The organism is Lacticaseibacillus suihuaensis (assembly GCF_054785075.1).
In genome coordinates, this window is the sequence record NZ_BAAGBJ010000010.1 from 68,420 (window position 1) to 88,571 (window position 20,152).

Genomic DNA, 20,152 nt, shown 5'->3' on the forward strand with positions numbered 1-20,152 from the left:
GCCCAAGCGGTAACCGCGTTTTTGAGTGGCGCTAGAGGTCCTTCATCACCACCAACTTGCCGGCGGCGTGGTGCTGTTCCAAGGCAATGTGGCCGGCCTGAACGCCTGGCAGGGAGAAGGGGAAGGCCCGGGCAACCTGCAAGGTCAGCTGACCGGCTTCGGCCAGCTTCACCAGGGTTGGAAAGGCGTCTTGGGCCGGCACCAGCCCGTGGCTACCCAGCTGCAGCCGTGCGACATGGGGCTTGGGCGCCTTGGGTACCGCGGCAAAGGCGGTGGTCACCAAGGTCCCGGTCGGCTTGGTCAAGGCCAGCGCGACGCCGTTGTCGGCGCCGTCTTTGACCGCGTTGACCGCCGCATCGGCGGTGTCTTGGTAGTGGTGCCAGGCCGTGCCTTGATCGTAGGCCAAGGCGACGCTTGCGCCCAGGCTCTGCAGGTAGGCGCGGTTGGCTGCGCTGGCCACGGCGATGACCCGCAGGCCAGCCGCCCGAGCCAGCTGCACGGTCATCGCCCCGACGGCGCCGCTGGCCCCGACCACCGCCAGGGTCTGACCGGGCCGAAGCGACAGGGCCTGCAGCAGCGAAAAGGCGGCGATGCCGGCCTGGCTGAGCCCGGCCGCCACGTCCAGCGCAAGCGTTGCGGGAATGCGGGCGATTTTGTTGGTGCTGGCCGTCACGAACTCGCTGTAGCCGCCCAGCGGTCGGTAGTTGATCACGCGCTCGCCCAGCGCGAAGCCTTGGACCGCCGCGCCCAGCGCCGTGATCTCACCGACCAGCTCGGTGCCGGGCACAATCGGCAGCGGCAGCGGCCGGTTTTCGGCTTGCTCGCCGCGGCGCAGGCTGGCGTCGTAGGGGTTCAGCCCAAAGCCCAGCACCTTCAGCTGGACCTGGCCGGGCTTGGGCGTGGGTTGGGGTGCGTCGACGACGCGAAAGACGTCGGGGGCGCCGAACTGATCAAAGCCAAAACGAATCATGGTCATCCTCCTTGCGCGGGTTGGGCCGCACGGCACGAGTCGTTGCAATCGGCATCTAGTTTCAGTATACCGACCCCGGCGGTGAACGCAAGAAATCTGCCTCGCGGAAGCGTCCCAACCGTTTCGTGTCACCGCGGCCGCGACGGCTCGTGGCGGCGGCCAGCGGTGGGGTGGGTTGCAACTTCTCGGCCGACTAGCTATAACTTGACGCCCCTGGGTGCTATAATGAAGGGATATGACAACTTTGAAGGAGGCGCCTGCGTGGCTGTATTTACCCCTACCTGGGCGGTTGAGGCCATTTACGGTCTGACCGCGCAAAGCCTGAAGCAACAAGGCATCAAGGCCGTGTTGACCGACCTGGACAACACACTGATTGCCTGGAACAACCCGGACGGGACCCCTGAACTTCGCGCGTGGCTGACGGCGATGAAGACGGCCGGCATCACCGTGATGGTGGTGTCCAACAACAACCGCCAGCGCATCGGCCGGGCCGTAGCCAACCTCGACTTGCCCTTCGAGCCGCGGGCCCTCAAGCCGCTGCCGGTGGGCATCGACCGCGCGGTGCGTCGGCTGGGGCTGGCCAAAAGCGCGTGTGTGATGGTCGGCGATCAGCTTTTGACCGACGTCGTCGCCGGCAACGCCGCCGGGGTTCGCACCATCTTGGTGCGACCGTTGGTTGAGACCGACCAGTGGAACACCCGCATCAACCGCTTCTTTGAACGCCTGATTTTCAAGATGATGAGCCCACTGCACTACCTGGAGGAATTGAATGACAAACACTGAACTGGTTTGCATCGGCTGCGGCGCCAAGCTGCAGACCGAAGATCCGACCAAGGCCGGCTACCTGCCGGCGAGCACCCTGGCCAAGGCCGACCCGGAAGGCGACTTGTACTGCCAGCGCTGCTTTCGCCTGCGCCACTACAATGAAGTCGCAGACGTCGAGTTGACCGACGACGACTTTTTGCGCCTGTTGAACACGCTGGGCCAAAGCGACGCCTTAATCGTCAACGTGGTCGACCTGTTCGACTTCAACGGCAGCGTGATTCCGGGACTGCACCGCTTCGTCGGCGACAACCCGGTAATCCTGGTCGGCAATAAGGCCGATGTGCTGCCCAAGTCGATCAACCCGCGGCGCGTGACCAATTGGCTGACCCAAGCGGCGCATGCCCAGGGGTTGCGGCCGGTCAAAACCATTTTGACCAGCGCCAAGAAGGGAACCGCCGTCACCGACCTGCTTGAGGTGATCGAAGACCAGCGGCAGGGGCGCGACGTCTACGTGGTCGGCGTGACCAACACCGGCAAGTCGACGTTGATTAACCGCATCATCAGTCAGCTGACCGGGGTACGAGACCTCATCACGACCTCGAAGTTCCCCGGCACGACGCTTGATCGCATCGAGATTCCCCTGGACGACGGGCATTATCTGATCGACACGCCGGGGATCATCCACCGCAATCAGATGGCGCATGTGATCGACCCGCGCGACCTCAACTTGGTCGCGCCGACCAAGCCGATTCGCCCGACCGTCTTCCAACTGAACCCGGGCCAAACCGTGTTCCTGGCGGGGCTGGCGCGGTTTGACTTTTTGCGCGGTCGCAAGTCCGGCTTCACCTTCTACTGCGACAACCAGCTGCTGTTGCACCGCACCAAGCTTGAAAACGCCGATGACTTCTACGCCAAGCACAAGGGTGGCCTGCTGACCCCGCCGCGGCCTGGCGCCGACTTCCCGCCGCTTGCTCGCTTCGAGTTCACGGCCAAGGAGAAATCCGACCTGGTGTTCGCCGGGCTGGGCTGGGTCGTCGTGCCGGCCGGCCAGACGGTCGCCGGCTACGCCCCGCAAGGCGTGGATGTATTGATGCGCAAGGCGCTGATCTAAAGGAGAAAAGATGTTAACTGGAAAACAAAAACGTTACCTGCGCAGCCTGGCGATGACCCAGCGGCCGCTGATCAACCTGGGTAAAAACGGCCTGAGCACCACCTTCGTCGCCGGCGTGATCGCCGCGTTGAACACCCACGAGCTGATCAAAATCAGCCTGCTGCCGACCGCAGAAGTGACCGCCGCCCAAACCGGCGCCTACCTGAGCCAGGAAATCCCGGGCCTCGAGGTGGCGCAGGTGATCGGCCACAGCCTGGTGGTTTACCGCGAGGCGGAAAAAGCCACCGATCGCAAGCTGTCGGTGACGCTCAAGAAACTATAGCAACGAAACGGAGTGATCGTGTGTATTCAACGCAAACGTTAACGCAGCCGGTCATCACCGCGGCCGAAAGCGTCCAGATTCTGGGACCGCGCAAGAAGCAGGTCGGGCTGTTTGGCGGCACTTTCAACCCCGTGCATAACGGTCACCTGATCATGGCTGAGGCGGTCGGCACCCAGTTGGGGCTTGCCAAGGTCTTGTTCATGCCGGACAACCAGCCGCCACACGTCGATGCCAAGCAGGCGATCGACGCGGCCGACCGGGTGGCCATGCTGCGCCTGGCCATTGCGGGCAACCCCATGTTTGATCTGGAGCTGACCGAGATTCGCCGCGGCGGCGTCAGCTACACCATCGATACCATGCGGGCGCTCAAGAAGCTGCACCCGGATACCGATTACTTTTTCATCATCGGCGCCGACATGGTTAACTACCTGCCCAAGTGGCGGGACATCGACGCGCTGATGAAGCTGGTGACCTTCGTTGGCGTCCGGCGGCGCGGCTACGTGCCGGCGACCCCGTACCCGATCGTTTGGGTCGACGCACCGGTGATCGAGATCAGCTCGACGGCCCTGCGCGAGCGCATCCGCACCGGCGGCGACATTCGCTACCTGGTGCCGGATGCGGTTCGCACGTACATCCGGGAGAAAGGACTTTACCTTGACTGAAATCACGTACCCCAGCACCCTGACCCACGGCATGAGCCGCGCGGAGATCTTGAACCACCTGCAAAATCGGCTGGACGAGCCGCGCTACCAGCACTGCCTGCGCGTCGAGCAGACGGCGCGTGAGCTGGCCGAACGCTTTGACGCCGATGTCGACCGCGCCGGGCTGGCGGGGCTGCTACACGACTACGCCAAGCAGGTGCCGGTCAGCACCTACGAGGAGACCATTGTTCGCAATGGCTTTGACCCCGACCTGCTGAACTACAACCGCGGCGTGTGGCACGGCATCGTCGGCACCTGGTTCATCGAAACCGAGGTCGGCATCACCGATAAGCTGGTGCTGCAGGCGATCAGCCGCCACACCACCGGCGACCCCGAGATGACGCTTTTGGACGAGATCATCTTCGTCGCCGACTTCATCGAACCGGCCCGGGCCCTGCCCATCGAGCAAAAGGCGCGGGAGGCGGCGGCCACCGACATGACCGAGGCCACCCGCATCGAACTTGAAAACACGCTGACCTACCTGATTGCCAACCGCAAAGTGGTGTACCCGAAGACTTTGCTGACGTACAACGCGTTTGTGACAACGCGTGCCTAATAAAGGAGAAATCATTCTGAAAGCCGAAGAATTACTTGAAATCGCGGTTCGCGCCGCGGATGACAAACGGGCCACGGACATTGTGGCCTTGGATATGAAGGAAGTCAGCCTCCTGGCCGACTACTTCCTGATCATGACCGGCGGCTCCGATCGCCAGGTCCAGGCCATTGTCGACGCGATCGCCGACAAGGTCGCCGAAGCCGGTGGCCCCGCGGTTCGCATCGAGGGCAAGAAGGGCAGCAACTGGCTCTTGATGGACTTCGGCGACCTGGTGGTGGACGTCTTTGTGCCCGATGCCCGGGCCTTTTACAACCTGGAGAAGCTTTGGGCCCAGGCGCCGTTGGTCGACCTGTCGGCGTGGCTGACGGAAGCATGATTTACAGCACATTCGCGCAAGTCTACGACACGTTGATGGACGAGACGCTTTACACCCAGTGGCGCGACTACGTGGTCGCACGGGTGGCGCCCAAGGGCCAGCAGCTCCTGGAGCTGGCCGGCGGCTCGGGCAGCCTGGCGCTTTTGCTCGATGCAGCCGGGTTTGCTGTCACCGACTTCGACTTGTCCGGGGAGATGCTGGCCTTGGCCGAGCAGAAAATCGACCAAGCGGGCCGCGACATTCCGCTGATCATGGGCGACATGCAGGATCTTTCCGACATGCCGCAGTACGACGTGGTCACCTGCTTTGACGATTCGTTGTGCTACATGCCAAGCCTCGCGGCGGTCACCGCGGTGTTTCGGCAGGTCGCAAGCGTTTTGCCAGTCGGCGGCGACTTTTTCTTCGACGCGCATTCGCTCTACCAGATGGACCAGGTCTTTCCCGGCTACATGTACAACTACCAAACCGAGGACTACGCCTTCATGTGGAGCAGCTACGAAGGCGACGTGCCGCACAGCGTGGAGCACGACCTGACCTTCTTCGTGTACGACGAAAAGCTGGACGCCTACCACCCGCTGCTTGAGACCCACCACGAGCGGACCTACCCGCAGCGCGACTTTGAGCAGGCGCTGGCTGAGGCCGGCTTTACGCTGGTGTCTGCGACCGCCGAGTTCGGTACGGCGGCCATCGCCGACACCAGCACCCGCTGGTTCTTCCACGCCAGGAAGGCGCGGGAGGCCGGCGAATGAAGGCCGTTGGCATGATTGCGGAGTTCAATCCGCTTCATAACGGCCACCTGCACGCTTTGGCAGCGGCCCGGCGCCTGAGCCAGGCCGACGCGGTGGTGGTCGTGATGGCCGGCAACTTCGTGCAACGCGGGGCGCCGGCCATTGTCGACAAGTGGCAACGCACTCGCGCGGCCCTGGCTGGCGGGGCGGATCTAGTGGTCGAGCTGCCGGTGTTCGATGCCGTGCAGGCGGCCTCGGAATTTGCCGCCGGCGGGGTTGCGCTGCTGACCGCCTTGGGCGTGGAGACGCTGGCCTTTGGCACCGAGGCGCCGGACCTGGATTACGCGGCCCTGGCCGCCCAGCTGGCGGCGGCGCCACCGGCGCCTACGCATTTTGACGATTACACCCAGACCTACGCCACCCAGTTGAACCGCTACTTTGAAGGTGTCACCGGGGTCACTACGACGCAGCCCAACCTGATGCTTGGGCTCAGCTACGCCCAGGCCGTCCACCAGCAGGGGGCGGCGATGTCGCTTTTGCCCTTTGCTCGCGTCGGCGCCGAACACGATGCCGCCGCGCCTTGTGGCACCACGGCCTCTGGCAGCGCGATTCGCCAGGCGGTGGCCGCCGGGGCTGCGGTCAACACGCTGGTGCCACCGGCCACCCAAGCGGCGCTGGCGACGGCGCCGCACCTGACCTGGGACGCGCTGTTTCCGCTGCTGCGCTACCGGCTTCAAACCGCAGACTTGGCGGAGCTGCGGCGGGTGACGTCGATGGCCGAGGGGCTGGAGTACCGCTTCACCCAGCAGATTGACGCCGCCACCGATTTTGCCGATTTCATGGCGCGGGTCAAGTCCAAGCGCTACACCTACGCCAGGCTGCGCCGCCTGGCCCTGTGTACTTTGTTGAACCTGACCGAAGACCAGGTCCAGGCCGGCCGCGCCAGGCGCTACCTGCACGTACTGGGGTTCACGCCGGTCGGCCAGGCCTTTTTGCACGAGGTCAAAAAGCAGGTGGCTTTGCCGCTGGTGACCCGCGTCAGCGCCGCAATGCTGGCGCCGGATGGCCTGATGGCGGCCCAGCACCGCGCCGATCGCCTGATTGAAACGCTGACGCACCAGACACAAAATTACGGACGGATCCCCTTGAGCGGATCGGCCCAAGGAGGAACTCATGCTTAAGTGGTCTTTGGTAGACTTAATGAAACACCGCGCCGCGCCGCTGGCCTTCGCCGAGACGCTGGCGCTTGAACAGGAGCTGACAAGCCGCGACCCGGAGATTCTCTCGGTCAGCCCGATTCACGTGAGCGGCACGGTTCGCTTCACGGAAGGGGACTTCATCGCCACCGTTGCCGTGGCCGGCAAGCTGGTGGTGCCTTCCACGCGCAGCCTCAAGCCGGTCGACTGGCCGCTGGACTTCACCTTCAGTGAGGTCTATGTCTCCGAAACCTCGGACCGCGAGAAGTACGACGATGGCCAGCTTCTGATCGACTTGGACGGTGACGAACTCGACTTGATGCCGGCGATCACCGATCACATCCTGCTGGCGATTCCGATGCAGGTGCTGACGCCGGGCGAGGCCGCCGACGGGGAGATGCCGGCAGGGGAGGACTGGGCGGTGGTCAGCGAGGACGACTTCGCGGCGACGCACGCAGACGCCAAGCCAAACCCGGCCTTCGCCAAGCTGCAGGGGCTGTTCGACGACGATCAGGATAAGTGAGCCCGGCTTTAATTTTGCCCCTGAGTTTGCTAAAATAAGGCAGGAACGCTTAATTTCGCGTAAAAAGTAGGAGGCAGATTATGGATCAACCACAGATTGGTGTCATCGGAATGGCCGTCATGGGCAAGAACCTGGCACTGAACATTGAAAGCCGCGGTTACACGGTGGCGATTTACAACCGCACCGGCAGCAAGACCGAGGCCGTTGCCACCGAGCATGCCGACAAGCACCTGGTGCCGAGCTACACGATTGAGGACTTCGTGGCCAGCCTGGAAAAGCCGCGTCGCATCATCATGATGGTCAAGGCCGGCGCCGGCACCGACGCGGTCATCGCGCAGCTGCTGCCGCTTTTGGACAAAGGCGACGTCCTGATTGACGGCGGGAACACCTTCTTTGAAGACACCCGCCGGCGCAACGCCGAGCTGGACAAGTCCGGCATCAACTTCATCGGCATGGGCGTCTCCGGTGGTGAGCTCGGCGCCTTGCAGGGCCCATCCCTGATGCCGGGCGGCCAAAAAGCCGCCTACGACCTGGTGGCACCGATTCTCAACCAGATTGCGGCCAAGGCCGACGAAGACGGCGCGGCCTGTGTGACCTACATCGGCCCAGACGGCGCCGGCCACTACGTCAAGATGGTCCACAACGGCATCGAGTATGGCGACATGGAGCTGATCGCGGAGTCTTACAACGTGATGCGCAACATGCTGAACATGTCCGTTGACGAAATCGCCGCGACCTTCAAGGAATGGAGCGAAGGCGAGCTGTCCTCGTACCTGATCGACATCACCGCAGAAATCCTGACCCGCAAGGACGACTTGGGTTCCGGCAAGCCGATTGTCGACCTGATTCTCGACGCCGCCGGCAACAAGGGGACCGGCAAGTGGAGTTCCCAATCCGCCTTGGAGCTCGGGGTGCCGCAAAGCGTGATCACCGAGTCCGTCTACGCCCGTTACATCTCCGCGATGAAAGACGAGCGGGTGGCCGCAAGCAAGGTGCTGCCACGCCCGGTTGGCAACGTGACATTCGCCGACAAGAAGGCGACCATCGAGCTGATCAGAAAGGCGCTGTACTTCTCCAAGCTGATGAGCTACGCCCAAGGCTTCGAGCAGATGCGCGTGGCCTCGGAACACTTCGGCTGGGACCTGGACTACGGCACGATTGCCAAAATCTGGCGAGCCGGCTGCATCATCCGCGCCAAGTTCCTGCAAAACATCACCGACGCCTACACCAAGGACGCCGGGCTGAAGAACTTGCTCTTGGATGACTACTTCAAGGCCATCGCCAAGAACTACCAGGAAAGCGTTCGCGACCTGGTCGGCTTTGCGGTCAAGGCCGGGGTGCCGGTGCCGGGCTTCTCCGCCGCCATCGCCTACTACGATTCTTACCGCGCGGCGGTCCTGCCGGCCAACCTGACCCAGGCTCAGCGCGACTACTTCGGGGCTCACACGTACAACCGCACGGACCGCGAAGGCACCTTCCACTACACCTGGTACGAGGAACAATAAACCCGCGCAACATTGACGCGCAGCGACGCTCGGCTCAAGCATTGAGGCCGACGCGTTGTTGCGCGTTTTGCGTCTCGGACAGGCGACCACCATCCGGCCGCAAAATTGGAATAGACCAGTGATTATTTAATTAATATTTACAAGTTCAGGCCGTTATTGGACTAGCCCAAAAACGGCCTGACAATTAGTCTCGACCGGCCAAAAAAGGTCATGGTTAAAGCTTCGTGTGATAGTCAAAAAAACGTGACTGTGTTACACTAGGCAGGCAAGAAGTTGCATGAGAAAATTCACGTGTTCGGCCCCCGATAATGAGAGAATCGGCAGCGGCGGCTGAATCCAACTGAAATCGCGAAGGAGTAGAACGATGAGCCGAATTTTAATTATTGAAGATGAGAAAAACCTCGCCCGCTTCGTCGAGCTCGAGCTGAAACACGAAGGATACGAAACCGCGGTTCACTTCAACGGCCGCACTGGGCTTGAGGCGGCGCTGTCCGAGGACTGGGACGCGATCTTGCTCGACTTGATGCTGCCGGAGCTCAACGGGCTGGAGGTCTGCCGGCGGGTGCGGCAGGTCAAGAACACCCCGATCATCATGATGACGGCGCGGGATTCCGTGATCGACCGCGTCTCCGGGCTCGACCACGGCGCCGACGATTACATCGTCAAGCCGTTTGCCATCGAGGAGCTGCTCGCCCGGCTTCGCGCCTTGCTGCGGCGCATCAGCATCGAAGGCGAGCACAACGCGGCCAAGCAGACGACCATCACCTACCGCGACTTGACCATCGAAAAGGAGAACCGGGTTGTGCGGCGCGGCGACGACATCATCGAGTTGACCAAGCGCGAGTACGAGCTGCTGTTGACCTTGATGGAGAACATCAACGTCGTTTTGGCCCGTGATGTCCTGCTGTCCAAGGTCTGGGGCTACCACTCAGACGTCGAGACCAACGTGGTCGACGTGTACGTCCGCTACATTCGCAACAAGATCGACCGGCCGGGTGAGCCGAGCTACATTCAAACCGTGCGGGGAACCGGTTACGTCATGCGTTCCTAATGGTCGCCCCCAAAAAAACGACGACCCGCACCCACCGGCTGCCACTTGGCTTCAAGTGGACGGCCATCGTTGCTGCCGGCATTTTTGTCACGTTCACGGTGCTGTCTTTGGTGCTGGTCACCGTGATGCGGCAGATTCTGGTCGAGCAGGAACGCAACAGCGTGAGCGACACCTTAAGCGCGGTCGAGCAGCGATTATCCCCAGTCGCTTCGAACCTCTCCGTGTCAACGGTTGAGCCGCGGGTCAACGGCACCAGCAGCATGTCTGCACCGGCGTCCGACAGTGCCAAGAGTGCCAGCTCTAGCACCAGCATTTTCTCCGATTCCGTCATCCAAAAAATTTCGCGAGCCGACATCAGCGTGGCCGTGTACGACGAGCAGGGCATGATCGTGTTCTCCTCGCACCACCACGACGAGCCACTGGTCAAGGTCAACACGACGCGCATCGACATGCTCCAAAACAGCGAGTTTCGAGGGATGGTCGGCAGTGCCCCGATTGTCTCAACGGTCACGGGGCGGCACATCGGCTTCGTGCAGGTGACCGACCGCATGACCGCGTTTTACGCGACCATGCGCCAGATCTGGATTCTGATCGGCAGCCTGTTCGTCGCGGCGCTGCTTGTCTCTTTGGCCATCGGCTTCTTCTTGGCGCGAAACTTCGTCAAGCCGATCAAGCTGATCACCAAGACCATCGACGTGGTCAACGAAGAGCCCCAAAGCAGCGTGCGGATTCCCCAGCTGCGCCGGCGCGACGAGCTCGGCGACCTGGTCTTGGAGTTCAACGAGATGCTCGATCGCATCCAGCGCTTCATCGATCAGCAAAGCGAATTCGTGCAAGACGTCTCCCACGAGCTGCGAACGCCGGTGGCGATTTTGGAGGGGCACCTCCAGCTGCTGAACCGCTGGGGCAAAGATGACCCCGAGGTGCTCAACGAGTCCCTGGCGGCCAGTCTGCAGGAGGTCACGCGGATGAAGAGCCTGATTCAGGAAATGCTCGACCTCACCCGCGCAGATCAGGTCGACGTGCAGTTCCCGAACGCCGTGTGCGATCTCAACCAGATCATTGAGCAGGTGGTCAACGACTTTCGCATGATTCACGCCGATTTCGTGTTCACGCTGGACAACGACCTGGCCGGCAGCACCTTCATTCGCATGTACCGCAACCACCTTGAGCAGGTGCTGATTATTTTGCTCGACAACGCGGTCAAGTACTCGACGACGCGCAAGGAAATTCACGTCTCCGCCGCCGAGAACAGCGATGGGGTGGCGGTGGCCGTCCAAGACTTCGGCGAAGGCATCAGCCCCAAGGACCGCGACCGGGTGTTCAACCGCTTCTACCGCGTCGACAAGGCGCGAAGCCGCGAGAAAGGCGGCAACGGGTTGGGGCTGTCCATCGCCCAGCAGCTGGTCGAAAGCTATCACGGCGAGATCTCGGTCGACTCGGCCCTGGGTCACGGCTCGAGCTTTCGCATCGACCTGCCGGTGATCACACCGGAGCTGGCGGACAAGCTGCGAACCCAGGAGGCGGCCAAGGCGGCCGGCGAGCAGCCGACCACACTGCACAGTCAACTTTAGAAAGGAGTCGTGGCCATGGCCAAGCCGGACCTGCTAGACGATTACATCGAGGTGTACATGACCGGGTTCAAGTACGTCGGCGACCTAGTTTCCGCCCCGATGAAGCAGTACAAGCTGTCCTTTGAGCAGTTTTTGATCATGCGCGACCTGCACCGCGGCTCGAAGCTGTCGATTTCGGATGTCGCCAAGTCCCGCGGGGTGACCCGCGCCGCGATTTCGCGCCAGATTAAGACGTTACTTGAGAACGACTACATCATCCAGGAGCGCGATGCCACCGACCGGCGCCGCCTGTACCTGCGGCTGACCGAACGCGGCGAGCAGGTGACCACTGCGCTGAACGCGACCATCCACCAGCGCTTTTACGGGTGGGTCCAACAAATCGGGGATGAAGACGCCGAGGACCTGTTGCGCATCATGCGCCGAGTCGCCGCCGAAATCATTCACTGAGTCAAGCCACTGCCAAGAGGCGGTGGCTTTTTGCGTGGCGAAAAAAATCGGGGGTCGCGGGGGGGGATCGCCTCGCTTGGCGGAATCTCTAGTGAGGAGGTGAGGCGATGGAACCCCTGATGGCGATTCTCAAGGCGGCGGTGGCCGCCTGGGCCAGTGACCTGTACCTGCTGCCCAAGCCGGTCGGCTACCGCGTGGTGGTGCGAACCAGCACTGGCCTGGCCGGCGACCGCACGGTCAGCCAGGCTCAGGGCCGCCAGTGGCTGAACTACCTGAAGTATGCGGCGGGGATGAACGTGAGCGAACACCGGCGCGTCCAGCTGGGTGCGGTCACGCTGGACGGCCTGGCGACGCCGCTGCGCCTCAGCAGCGTGGGGGATTACGCCGGCCGCGAGACCCTGGTGATTCGTTTTCTCCACGGGGTGCCGGCTTTGGACGAGTGGAGTCGCCCGGTGGTGGCGACGCTGGTGGCGCTGGCCGCCCGGCGCGGTCTGATCGCGCTGAGCGGCCCGACCGGCAGCGGCAAGACCACGCTGCTGTACCAGGTGGCCGCGCAGCTGGCCGCCACGCAGATGGTGATGACCATTGAGGACCCGGTCGAAATCATTCAGCCGGCGTTTGTGCAGTTGCAGGTCAATCCGGAGGCCGATATGACCTACGCGGCCCTGCTCAAGGCTGCGCTGCGCCACCGCCCGGATGTGCTGGTGATCGGCGAGGTGCGAGACTTCGCCACCGCCCAGCAGGCCTGCGAGGCGGCGATCAGTGGCCACCTAGTGCTGACCACGGTGCATGCGCGCACGGCCGCGCTGGTGCCGCTTCGACTCCAGGCACTGGGGGTGGTCGACGCCTTAGTGCAGGCGGCCATGACCGCGGCGGCCGCGGTTACGCTGGTACCAAGGCCAGTGCCGCACCCGGTGTTGGACTTGGTTCGCTTCGCTGACGAGGGGTCAAAATGAACCGGCGGGGGCAACCGCGGCTGCCTGTCGGCGTCCAGCTGGCCGCCGGGCGCGATTTGATCAGCCTGCTGCAGGTGGGGTTCACCCTGGCCGAGGGGTTGGCCTACCTGGCCGCCAGCCAGCCCAAGTACCGCACCCACTGGCGGCGCATGGTCACCCAGTTGGAGGCCGGGGCCGGGGTCGCCACGGCGCTTGACGCCGCCGGCTTCGGCCAGGTGGTGGTCACCCAGGCTGCGCTGGCCGGGGCCCATGGGCAGCTGACGGCAGGGCTGGCGGCCGCGCTTGATTTTCTGCAGCTTCAGCAGGCCGGCTGGCGGCACCTGCGGCAGCTGCTGGTCTACCCCGTGGTGCTGTTGCTTTTTCTGGCTGGGATCCAAGGGGTGCTGTGGGTTCAGCTGTTGCCAGCGCTTGGCACCGGCAACGTCACCGGACTGCGGGTTCAGGCCGTGGTGGTCGGTGTGTTGGGGGCGGTGGCGGGGCTGTTGACCATAGGCTGGCACCGTCTGTCGCCGCGCCACCGCGGCCGGTTGCTACTGCGGCTGCCTGGGGTGGCCGCGATGGCGCGAGACTACTACCGCTACCAGTTCGTCAGCGGAGCGGCGCAGTTTCTGGCCGGGGGACTGCCGCTGACGGCCTACCTGGATCAGCTGGCGACGCTGGCCCCGGGGGTGTGGCGCCACACGGCCCAGGTCATGCAGGCACGGGTGGCGGCCGGCACCGCACTGGACGCGGTGCTGGATCACCCGCTGGTTTATCCGCCGGCCCGCAAGCTGCTGGGCATGGGGCAGACCCCGGCCCTGGTCAGCAGCGGGATGGCGCTGTTGGCCCGGGACCTGCTGGCGGCGCTGACGGCTCGCAGCGAGCGGTGGTTGGCACTGGTTCAGCCGGTGATGTTTCTGCTGATCGGGATTCAGATTGTGCTGATGTACCAGACGCTTTTGGGACCGCTGTACGGCGGGGGAGGTTTCGGATGAAACGACGCAAGGGTTTTACACTGATTGAGGTTTTGGCCGCGCTGGGGTTGATCATCGTCTTGACGCTGACGCTTGTGGTGACCATTCGCGCCCAGCTGGAGCAGGCCAACGCCAAGCAATTGGAGGCCACGGTGGCCAGCGTGAACACCCAAATTGAGGTCGCCTATGCCTCACCAAGCGCGACCACCAGCACGTTCGCCAGCGTCGATGCGCTAGTCAAGGCCAACATCATCACCGCGGCGCAGCAAAAAGCGCTGGCTAGCGGCGCGACCTACGTGGCCAGCGATACGCCGCCGCGCTTTGCCGTCAAATGAGGCGGCGGGGTTTCACCCTGATCGAGGTGACGGTTGCCCTGGCCGTCGCGCTGGCGCTGACCTTGATCGGGGTGCGGGTGGGGCGAGCCGAGCTCGAACGCCGCGAGCAGGTCCAATTTTTCGCCGCCTTGGTCGACGAGTGGGACCACCTGCGGCATGAGGTGCTACTGTCCAAGCAAGGCGGCTCGCTACTGTACAATCAGGAACGCATTGAGTTTCACGTGGTTGCGATACCGCCGCGCAGTTGGGCACTGCCGTTGCCGGCGAGTGTGATCCTAGTTGACGCGGAGGGCCAGCCGTTGAAGGGCGGTGGCGACATTCTGATGCCGATGTTTCCTGGTACCTTCAAGGAAGCGCAAAAACTATATTTCAGACTATCCCAAGGCGGTCAGGTCACGCTGACTTTCAACATCGGTGGGGGGATGATTACATCTTCAGAAGATTAGAGGCACTAGTTCTTGCCGAGCACCTTGCGGCCCTGAGTGTGATCGCCCTGATTGTAGCTGTGATCCTGCTGGTTCAGCATGGCTATCAGCAACAGGTGGTGACGGCTCGAATCGAAACCGCGTCTTGGTACGCCGCTCGCGTGGGGCTCGCATCGCTTGATCCGAATCAGGATGGGGAAGTGACCGTCACGGTTGGCGACAGCGATTACGTCGTCAAAAACCATGGCAAGCAACTGGAGGTGTGGCTGAATGGCACTTTGGTGGGGATTTGGCCGTGATCGCGCGGCCTTTACTTTGATTGAGGCGGTCGCCGCCTTGGCGCTACTGGCGGCGTCTGTCGAGTTGTGGGGCACCGCGGTGGCGTTCGGCCTGCGCGGCTGGGCGCATGAGCGGGAGACGCTCAATGCTTTGGACGCCGAGCGCATGATGGTCACGTTCACGGCCGGCAAGCCGCTGACCATTCTGGCCGAGGGCAGGCTGGCGATGCCACGACCGGCTGATGCGGAGGGCAATGCTAAGACGGACATCATCGAGGCATATGTCAAGTCCCCCAATCCCCCTCAACTGCGTCTGGTCACGGAGCTGGGAGGGTATCGGCCGCTAATAGAAGGGGCTAACGCGGTCAAATTCACCGCCCTGCCGCACGACAAGATTGGCTTTCGCCTATCGTTCGTCGACGGCGCCGCACTGTCGGGGGTGCTGAATGCGTTGCCGTAGCGCCAGCGCCTTGCTCAGTGCGTTGGCGCTTTTGGCCGTGGTGCTTCTGGTGGCCGCGGGATTGACGCGGCAGTTTGCGGTCTGGCATGATGAGTACAGCGTTCGGCTCAAGGTGGAACGGACCGACTTTGCGGCTGCCTATGCCGAATGGGTGGCCGAACACCAGGTGCCTGATACCAGCCAAACGCCGGAATAATGCGAAAGAAACCGCTTGATTATGATACAGTTGACCGGTAGAATTGGTCATGTACATTTAAGGAGGCACTATGTCAAACGCACATTTGAAGTCACTTTACACGGCGCTTGAGTCGGCGACAACGCAGCTGCACAAGCAGCTGGATGTCAGCTACCTGGATTGCGCGGTGGAGATTGGCGATGACCTCCTTGCAGGCAAGATCGCCCGAACCGACGGCCAGCCCAGCCAGGCCACCGTTGCGGCGCTGACTGCCTTGCTGGACCCCATCGACCTCAGCGCCTACACCGCAGAGGAGATTCGCGAGGCCTGGCAGCTGGTCTTGGTCAAGGCCATTCAGGTGGATGGCATCGAGCCTAACAAGCAGGTGACGCCGGACTTGATGGCGGGGCTGGCGACGTTTCTGGTCACGACCTTCATCAAAAACGCGAAGGGGCCGCTTGAAGTCGCGGATTTTGCGGCAGGGTCGGGCAACCTGATTTACGCCGTGATGAATCGCCTACATGCGGCGCTTGGCGTGGCCACGCGCGGCACCTTGGTTGATAACGACGAGTCCCTGCTGGCCTTCGCCGATATGAGCGGGCGCATGCAGCAGCTGGACGTCACGCTTTACCACCAGGACGCCTTGGCTCAGCTTGCGGCCATGGGGCGTGACCTCGTGGTGTCGGATTTGCCGGTGGGGTACTACCCGCTGGACGAGCGAGCCAAGCAGTTCGACACGGCGGCGACCACCGGCCACAGCTTCGCCCATCACCTGCTGATCGAGCAGAGCATGCGGGCGCTGCGGCCGGGCGGTCTGGGGCTGTTCTTCGTGCCAAGCGGGGTGTTTCAGTCTACCGAAGCCAATGGCCTGACCGCCTGGCTGACTGGGCACATGCACTTTCAAGGCTTGCTCAACCTGCCGGAATCGCTGTTTGCCACGGCGGCGGCTCGTAAGTCGCTGTTGGTGCTGCAAAAGCCCGGCCCAAACGCGCACCAGGCCAAGCAGGTGTTGCTGGGAACATTCCCGGCGCTTGAGGACCAGCAGGCATTCAGCGCCTTTTTGGCAGAGGTGCGGACATGGTCTGCAACTAATTTAGAGGAGATGTAACAATGTCAAAGATTCTTGCAATTAACGCCGGTAGCTCCACGCTGAAGTGGAAGCTGTTCGTCATGCCCGAGGAAACCGTGATCGCAAGCGGTATGGTCGACCGCATGGGCCTGACCGACTCCGAGTTCAAGGTCAAGTACGGCGATGGCCAAAAATACGTGGTGGTCAAAGACATTCCAACCGCCGACATGGCCGTCGACATGCTGCTGAAGGCCCTAATCGAGCTTGACATCATCAAGGATTACGCCGAAATCGAAGGCGTCGGCCACCGCATCGTTGCGGGGGGCGAGCGCTTCAAGGAATCCGAGCTGCTGACGCCTGAGTCCCTCAAGGAAGTGGATGACTTGGCGGAATACGCACCGTTACATAACCCGGCCGAGGCCAACGGCATCCGCGCCTTCATGAAGCTTCTGCCAGGCGTTCCGGAGGTCGGCGTGTTTGACACCTCCTTCCACACCACGATGCCGAAGATGAACTACCTGTACTCCATCTCGCAGGACTACTACAAGAAGTACGGGGCTCGCAAGTACGGCGCCCATGGCACCAGCCACCGCTACGTGTCCCACCGCGCTGCTGAGATTCTGGGCAAGGACCTCAAGGACCTGCGCATGGTCACCATGCACCTGGGCTCCGGCGTCTCCATCACGGCGGAAAAAGACGGCAAGTCCTTTGACACCTCGATGGGCTTCACGCCGCTGGCCGGCGTCACGATGAGCACCCGCAGCGGGGATATCGACGCGTCCTTGGTCGCTTACCTGATGCAAAAACTCAACTTGAGTGATCCGCAGGACATCATCGACATTTTGAACAAGCAATCCGGGTTGTACGGCATCTCCGGGCTGTCGCCTGACATGCGCGAAATCGAAAACTCCCGCGAGGAGCGGCCGGATTCCCAGCTGGCCATCGACATCTTCACCAACCGCATCGTGAAGTACGTCGCCGGCTACATCGCCGAAATGGGTGGCATCGATGTGCTGGTCTTCACCGCCGGCATGGGTGAAGGCGACAAGCGCGAACGCAAGCGCATCATCGAGGGCCTTTCCGTCTTCGGCGCCAAGATCGACGACGAGCGCAATGACGTGATGGCCAAGGAACGCATCATCTCAAGCGACGACTCTAAGGTCAAGGTGCTTTTGGTGCCGACCAACGAAGAGCTGATGATTGCGCGTGACGTGGTCCGGCTGAGCAAGTAATGTCAACGACAGGGGAAGGCCGCGGCCTCCTCCTGTTTTTTGGCTTGTGCGGAGTCAATCAAAAGTGTAAGGTAACGTCAATGAATGGAGGATGCGCATGAGTCTAATGAATTGGGCGCTACTGGTGGTGCTGGTGATCGCCGCTGGCGCCTTGCTGTACGTGCGACACACCCTGGTGTTCAAGGCCCGAATCCGGCGCGGCTGGCTGGCCTTTTACCTGACCGTGGCGGTCTTGATGGCCGGCCTCACGGGGGCCACCAGCCACACGCTGAACGATTACGTCAGCGGCTTGTTCATCGTGGGGATGTTGCTGGTGTTTGCAGCCTGGCGCCGCGGCATCAGCAGCATGGAGCTTGTCAACGGCTTTGGCAGCATGCGGCCCTTGGCGCAGCTGACACAAGTGCAGCTGAGTGCCGCCTCGCGCGGCACCCAGCTGGTTGCGACGGTTGGGCAGGTGACGGTGGTCAAGATGACGTTCAAGCAAGACGCCACGGAACTGGCCAAGTACCTGAAGCAGCAGATGCCGCCGCAGCGGGTGGTCATTATGAAGTGAATTAATTTCACGTCTTCGCCAATAAAGTGAACAAAACCGCGTGAGGTCGGGCCGGCCGCGCGGTTTTTTGGTGTGGTGTGGTGAGCGAACGCCTTTGTGGCGGCCGTTGGAACTGGTATACTGACGACATGTTTGGAGGAACACACATGTCTAAAACCACGGATCAACCCGAGCTTTCCCGCAGTCTCAAGAGCCGCCATATTCAGCTGATTGCCATCGGCGGCACCATCGGCACCGGCCTGTTCCTCGGGGCGGGGCAGTCGATTCACCAGGCGGGGCCCTCGATTCTGCTGGCCTACCTGCTGGCCGGTGGAATGTGCTTTTTTCTGATGCGAGCGATGGGGGAGCTTTTGCTGTCCGACCTGTCACAGCACAGCTTCGTCGACTTCATCGGCCGCTACCTCGGTCGCGGCGCCGCCTTTGTGACGGGCTGGACCTACTGGGTTTGCTGGCTGGCCATCGCAATGGCCGAGGTGACCGCCGTGGGGATGTACATTCGCTACTGGCTGCCGCAGGTGCCGCAGTGGGTGCCGGGGCTGGTGGCGCTGTTGATCCTGCTGCTGGTGAACCTGATCTCCGTCGGGCTGTTCGGTGAGGCCGAGTTCTGGTTCGCCTTGATCAAGGTCGTGGCCATCATCGCGCTGATCGTCGTCGGCGCCTGGATGATTATCGTGCATTACCGCACCGCGAGCGGCACGGCCGGGCTGAGCAACCTGGTTAGCCACGGCGGCTTGTTCCCCAAGGGCCTAGGCGGGTTTCTCGCGTCGCTTCAGATGGTCACCTTCAGCTTCGCCGGGGTGGAAATGGTGGGGTTGACCGCCAGTGAAACCGCCAACCCCAAGAAGGTGATTCCTGAGGCCATCAACGAGCTACCGGTGCGGATCATCCTGTTTTACATCGGGGCGTTGTTTGTGATCATGTGCATCTACCCCTGGTCTTCGGTCAGTCCGACCTCCAGCCCCTTTGTGCAGGTGTTTGACAGCGTCGGCATCCGGGCGGCGGCCGACATCATCAACTTCGTGGTCCTGACCGCCGCGGCCTCGGCCTGCAATTCCAGCCTTTTTTCGACCGGCCGGATGCTGTTTTCACTCACGCTGCACAGCCCCAATCCGCGGCTGTCGCGCTTCGGCAAGCTCTCGCGGCGGCAGGTGCCGGCCAACGCGATTCTGGCCTCGACTTTGATCATCGCCGTGGCCGTGGTGTTGAACATGCTGCTGCCGGGTGGGGTGTTCAAGCTGATCTCAAGCGTTGCGACCACCAGCTTCCTCTTTGTGTGGGGGGCCATCCTCGTCGCTCACCTCAAGTTTCGCAAGCTCAATCCGACGGCCAACACCTTCAAGGCGCCGTGGTTTCCACTCGGCGATTACCTGGCGCTGGCCTTTCTCGCCGTCACCGGCGTGGTGATGTTGGTTCACGTCGACACCGCGGTGCCGGCCCTGCTTTCTCTGGCCTGGCTGGCGGCAATCGCTGTGGGTTACCGGCTGCATCGCCGGCGGGTTCAACGCTGACGGTACTCAAAAGGCCAGTCCTCGATGACTGGCCTTTTTGGCGTCACTGTTTCAAGTCGGTGTAACTGATGATGTACGAACCCAGCATCGACGCGACCTTCTTCACCTTGACCGTCACCGTCGCGCCCTTCTTGACGCCTGGGTTCTTGGCAGAAGCGAAGTTCAGGTGCTTGCCGGCCTCGAGGTTGTAGCCAAAGGCACTCCTGGGTTCCACCTTCAGGACCTTGAACGTCACGGTTTTGCCTTCCAGCTTCTTGCCGGCGTTCAGGGCCGCCTCGGCCTTGGCCGCCGTCGGGTAGTCGGCCGCCTTGGCGCCGCCACACGCGGTCAGCACCAAAAGCACCGTCAAGGCGGTCAGCAGCGCTGCGATTACTTTCTTCATG

At 62.3% G+C, this 20,152-nt stretch carries 26 protein-coding genes; 24 read left to right on the forward strand and 2 right to left on the reverse strand.

From position 1 onward, the window contains the following. Positions 1-31 precede the first annotated feature (31 nt). Positions 32-970, reverse strand: coding sequence for an NADP-dependent oxidoreductase (locus ACYVRZ_RS09680; protein WP_461226421.1), 939 nt, complete (start codon positions 968-970; stop codon positions 32-34). 261 nt (positions 971-1,231) lie between these two features. Between ACYVRZ_RS09680 and ACYVRZ_RS09685 the strand changes: the two genes are divergently transcribed. The 24 genes from ACYVRZ_RS09685 (at position 1,232) to ACYVRZ_RS09800 (ending at position 19,769) form a co-directional block, all read left to right on the forward strand. Then, positions 1,232-1,753, forward strand: a complete 522-nt coding sequence (locus ACYVRZ_RS09685; protein ID WP_461226423.1) for a YqeG family HAD IIIA-type phosphatase — start codon at positions 1,232-1,234, stop codon at positions 1,751-1,753. Continuing rightward, positions 1,740-2,846: a ribosome biogenesis GTPase YqeH gene (gene yqeH, locus ACYVRZ_RS09690; RefSeq protein WP_461226425.1), complete on the forward strand. Its 1,107-nt coding sequence runs from the start codon at positions 1,740-1,742 to the stop codon at positions 2,844-2,846. The genes ACYVRZ_RS09685 and yqeH overlap by 14 nt, the downstream gene beginning before the upstream one ends. Positions 2,847-2,856: 10 nt before the next feature. Further along, positions 2,857-3,168 carry a YhbY family RNA-binding protein gene (locus ACYVRZ_RS09695; RefSeq protein WP_461226427.1) on the forward strand — a complete coding sequence of 104 codons (312 nt, stop codon included), beginning with the start codon at positions 2,857-2,859 and terminating at the stop codon, positions 3,166-3,168. 20 nt (positions 3,169-3,188) lie between these two features. Beyond that, positions 3,189-3,830 carry a nicotinate-nucleotide adenylyltransferase gene (locus ACYVRZ_RS09700; RefSeq protein ID WP_461226429.1) on the forward strand — a complete coding sequence of 214 codons (642 nt, stop codon included), beginning with the start codon at positions 3,189-3,191 and terminating at the stop codon, positions 3,828-3,830. After that, positions 3,823-4,425: a bis(5'-nucleosyl)-tetraphosphatase (symmetrical) YqeK gene (gene yqeK / locus ACYVRZ_RS09705; RefSeq protein WP_461226431.1), complete on the forward strand. Its 603-nt coding sequence runs from the start codon at positions 3,823-3,825 to the stop codon at positions 4,423-4,425. Before ACYVRZ_RS09700 ends, yqeK begins: the two co-directional genes overlap by 8 nt. Before the next feature lie 16 nt (positions 4,426-4,441). Further along, positions 4,442-4,801, forward strand: coding sequence for a ribosome silencing factor (gene rsfS, locus ACYVRZ_RS09710; protein WP_461226489.1), 360 nt, complete (start codon positions 4,442-4,444; stop codon positions 4,799-4,801). After that, positions 4,798-5,550, forward strand: a complete 753-nt coding sequence (locus ACYVRZ_RS09715) for a class I SAM-dependent DNA methyltransferase (RefSeq protein ID WP_461226433.1) — start codon at positions 4,798-4,800, stop codon at positions 5,548-5,550. The genes rsfS and ACYVRZ_RS09715 overlap by 4 nt, the downstream gene beginning before the upstream one ends. Next, the gene (locus ACYVRZ_RS09720) at positions 5,547-6,710 is read left to right on the forward strand and encodes a nucleotidyltransferase (protein WP_461226435.1); all 1,164 of its coding nucleotides are present in this window, start codon (positions 5,547-5,549) and stop codon (positions 6,708-6,710) included. Before ACYVRZ_RS09715 ends, ACYVRZ_RS09720 begins: the two co-directional genes overlap by 4 nt. Further along, positions 6,703-7,248: a YceD family protein gene (locus ACYVRZ_RS09725; RefSeq protein WP_461226437.1), complete on the forward strand. Its 546-nt coding sequence runs from the start codon at positions 6,703-6,705 to the stop codon at positions 7,246-7,248. The genes ACYVRZ_RS09720 and ACYVRZ_RS09725 overlap by 8 nt, the downstream gene beginning before the upstream one ends. A gap of 80 nt (positions 7,249-7,328) precedes the next feature. Next, on the forward strand, positions 7,329-8,753 hold the full coding sequence (gndA, locus tag ACYVRZ_RS09730) for an NADP-dependent phosphogluconate dehydrogenase (protein WP_262314827.1): 1,425 nt from the start codon (positions 7,329-7,331) through the stop codon (positions 8,751-8,753). Between the two features lie 364 nt (positions 8,754-9,117). Next, the gene (locus tag ACYVRZ_RS09735; RefSeq protein ID WP_262314826.1) at positions 9,118-9,804 is read left to right on the forward strand and encodes a response regulator transcription factor; all 687 of its coding nucleotides are present in this window, start codon (positions 9,118-9,120) and stop codon (positions 9,802-9,804) included. After that, the gene (locus ACYVRZ_RS09740; protein ID WP_262314825.1) at positions 9,804-11,378 is read left to right on the forward strand and encodes a HAMP domain-containing sensor histidine kinase; all 1,575 of its coding nucleotides are present in this window, start codon (positions 9,804-9,806) and stop codon (positions 11,376-11,378) included. Before ACYVRZ_RS09735 ends, ACYVRZ_RS09740 begins: the two co-directional genes overlap by 1 nt. 15 nt (positions 11,379-11,393) lie before the next feature. Beyond that, positions 11,394-11,825, forward strand: coding sequence for a MarR family winged helix-turn-helix transcriptional regulator (locus ACYVRZ_RS09745; protein WP_262314824.1), 432 nt, complete (start codon positions 11,394-11,396; stop codon positions 11,823-11,825). Positions 11,826-11,932: 107 nt separating this feature from the next. Continuing rightward, entirely contained in the window at positions 11,933-12,781 is an 849-nt protein-coding gene (locus tag ACYVRZ_RS09750; RefSeq protein ID WP_461226441.1) for an ATPase, T2SS/T4P/T4SS family, read from the forward strand. Next, the gene (locus tag ACYVRZ_RS09755) at positions 12,778-13,755 is read left to right on the forward strand and encodes a type II secretion system F family protein (RefSeq protein WP_461226443.1); all 978 of its coding nucleotides are present in this window, start codon (positions 12,778-12,780) and stop codon (positions 13,753-13,755) included. The genes ACYVRZ_RS09750 and ACYVRZ_RS09755 overlap by 4 nt, the downstream gene beginning before the upstream one ends. Further along, entirely contained in the window at positions 13,752-14,069 is a 318-nt protein-coding gene (locus ACYVRZ_RS09760) for a prepilin-type N-terminal cleavage/methylation domain-containing protein (RefSeq protein ID WP_461226445.1), read from the forward strand. Before ACYVRZ_RS09755 ends, ACYVRZ_RS09760 begins: the two co-directional genes overlap by 4 nt. Continuing rightward, the gene (locus tag ACYVRZ_RS09765) at positions 14,066-14,515 is read left to right on the forward strand and encodes a prepilin-type N-terminal cleavage/methylation domain-containing protein (protein ID WP_461226447.1); all 450 of its coding nucleotides are present in this window, start codon (positions 14,066-14,068) and stop codon (positions 14,513-14,515) included. Before ACYVRZ_RS09760 ends, ACYVRZ_RS09765 begins: the two co-directional genes overlap by 4 nt. A gap of 38 nt (positions 14,516-14,553) precedes the next feature. Then, complete coding sequence (locus tag ACYVRZ_RS09770; protein ID WP_461226449.1) at positions 14,554-14,793, forward strand: hypothetical protein; 240 nt, start codon at positions 14,554-14,556, stop codon at positions 14,791-14,793. Further along, on the forward strand, positions 14,765-15,232 hold the full coding sequence (locus ACYVRZ_RS09775) for a hypothetical protein (protein ID WP_461226451.1): 468 nt from the start codon (positions 14,765-14,767) through the stop codon (positions 15,230-15,232). Before ACYVRZ_RS09770 ends, ACYVRZ_RS09775 begins: the two co-directional genes overlap by 29 nt. Beyond that, positions 15,219-15,428 carry a hypothetical protein gene (locus ACYVRZ_RS09780; RefSeq protein ID WP_461226452.1) on the forward strand — a complete coding sequence of 70 codons (210 nt, stop codon included), beginning with the start codon at positions 15,219-15,221 and terminating at the stop codon, positions 15,426-15,428. The genes ACYVRZ_RS09775 and ACYVRZ_RS09780 overlap by 14 nt, the downstream gene beginning before the upstream one ends. Positions 15,429-15,498: 70 nt before the next feature. Further along, on the forward strand, positions 15,499-16,515 hold the full coding sequence (locus tag ACYVRZ_RS09785; protein ID WP_461226454.1) for a class I SAM-dependent methyltransferase: 1,017 nt from the start codon (positions 15,499-15,501) through the stop codon (positions 16,513-16,515). A 2-nt stretch (positions 16,516-16,517) separates the two neighbouring features. Further along, on the forward strand, positions 16,518-17,708 hold the full coding sequence (locus tag ACYVRZ_RS09790; RefSeq protein WP_262314815.1) for an acetate/propionate family kinase: 1,191 nt from the start codon (positions 16,518-16,520) through the stop codon (positions 17,706-17,708). Positions 17,709-17,805: 97 nt separating this feature from the next. Beyond that, on the forward strand, positions 17,806-18,261 hold the full coding sequence (locus ACYVRZ_RS09795) for a hypothetical protein (protein ID WP_461226457.1): 456 nt from the start codon (positions 17,806-17,808) through the stop codon (positions 18,259-18,261). A gap of 146 nt (positions 18,262-18,407) precedes the next feature. Then, on the forward strand, positions 18,408-19,769 hold the full coding sequence (locus ACYVRZ_RS09800; RefSeq protein WP_461226458.1) for an amino acid permease: 1,362 nt from the start codon (positions 18,408-18,410) through the stop codon (positions 19,767-19,769). Positions 19,770-19,812: 43 nt separating this feature from the next. Here ACYVRZ_RS09800 and ACYVRZ_RS09805 read toward each other — a convergent pair whose 3' ends face one another. Beyond that, positions 19,813-20,151 (reverse strand): hypothetical protein, encoded by a 339-nt coding sequence (locus ACYVRZ_RS09805; RefSeq protein WP_262314812.1) that lies wholly within the window; start codon positions 20,149-20,151, stop codon positions 19,813-19,815. Position 20,152 lies beyond the last annotated feature (1 nt).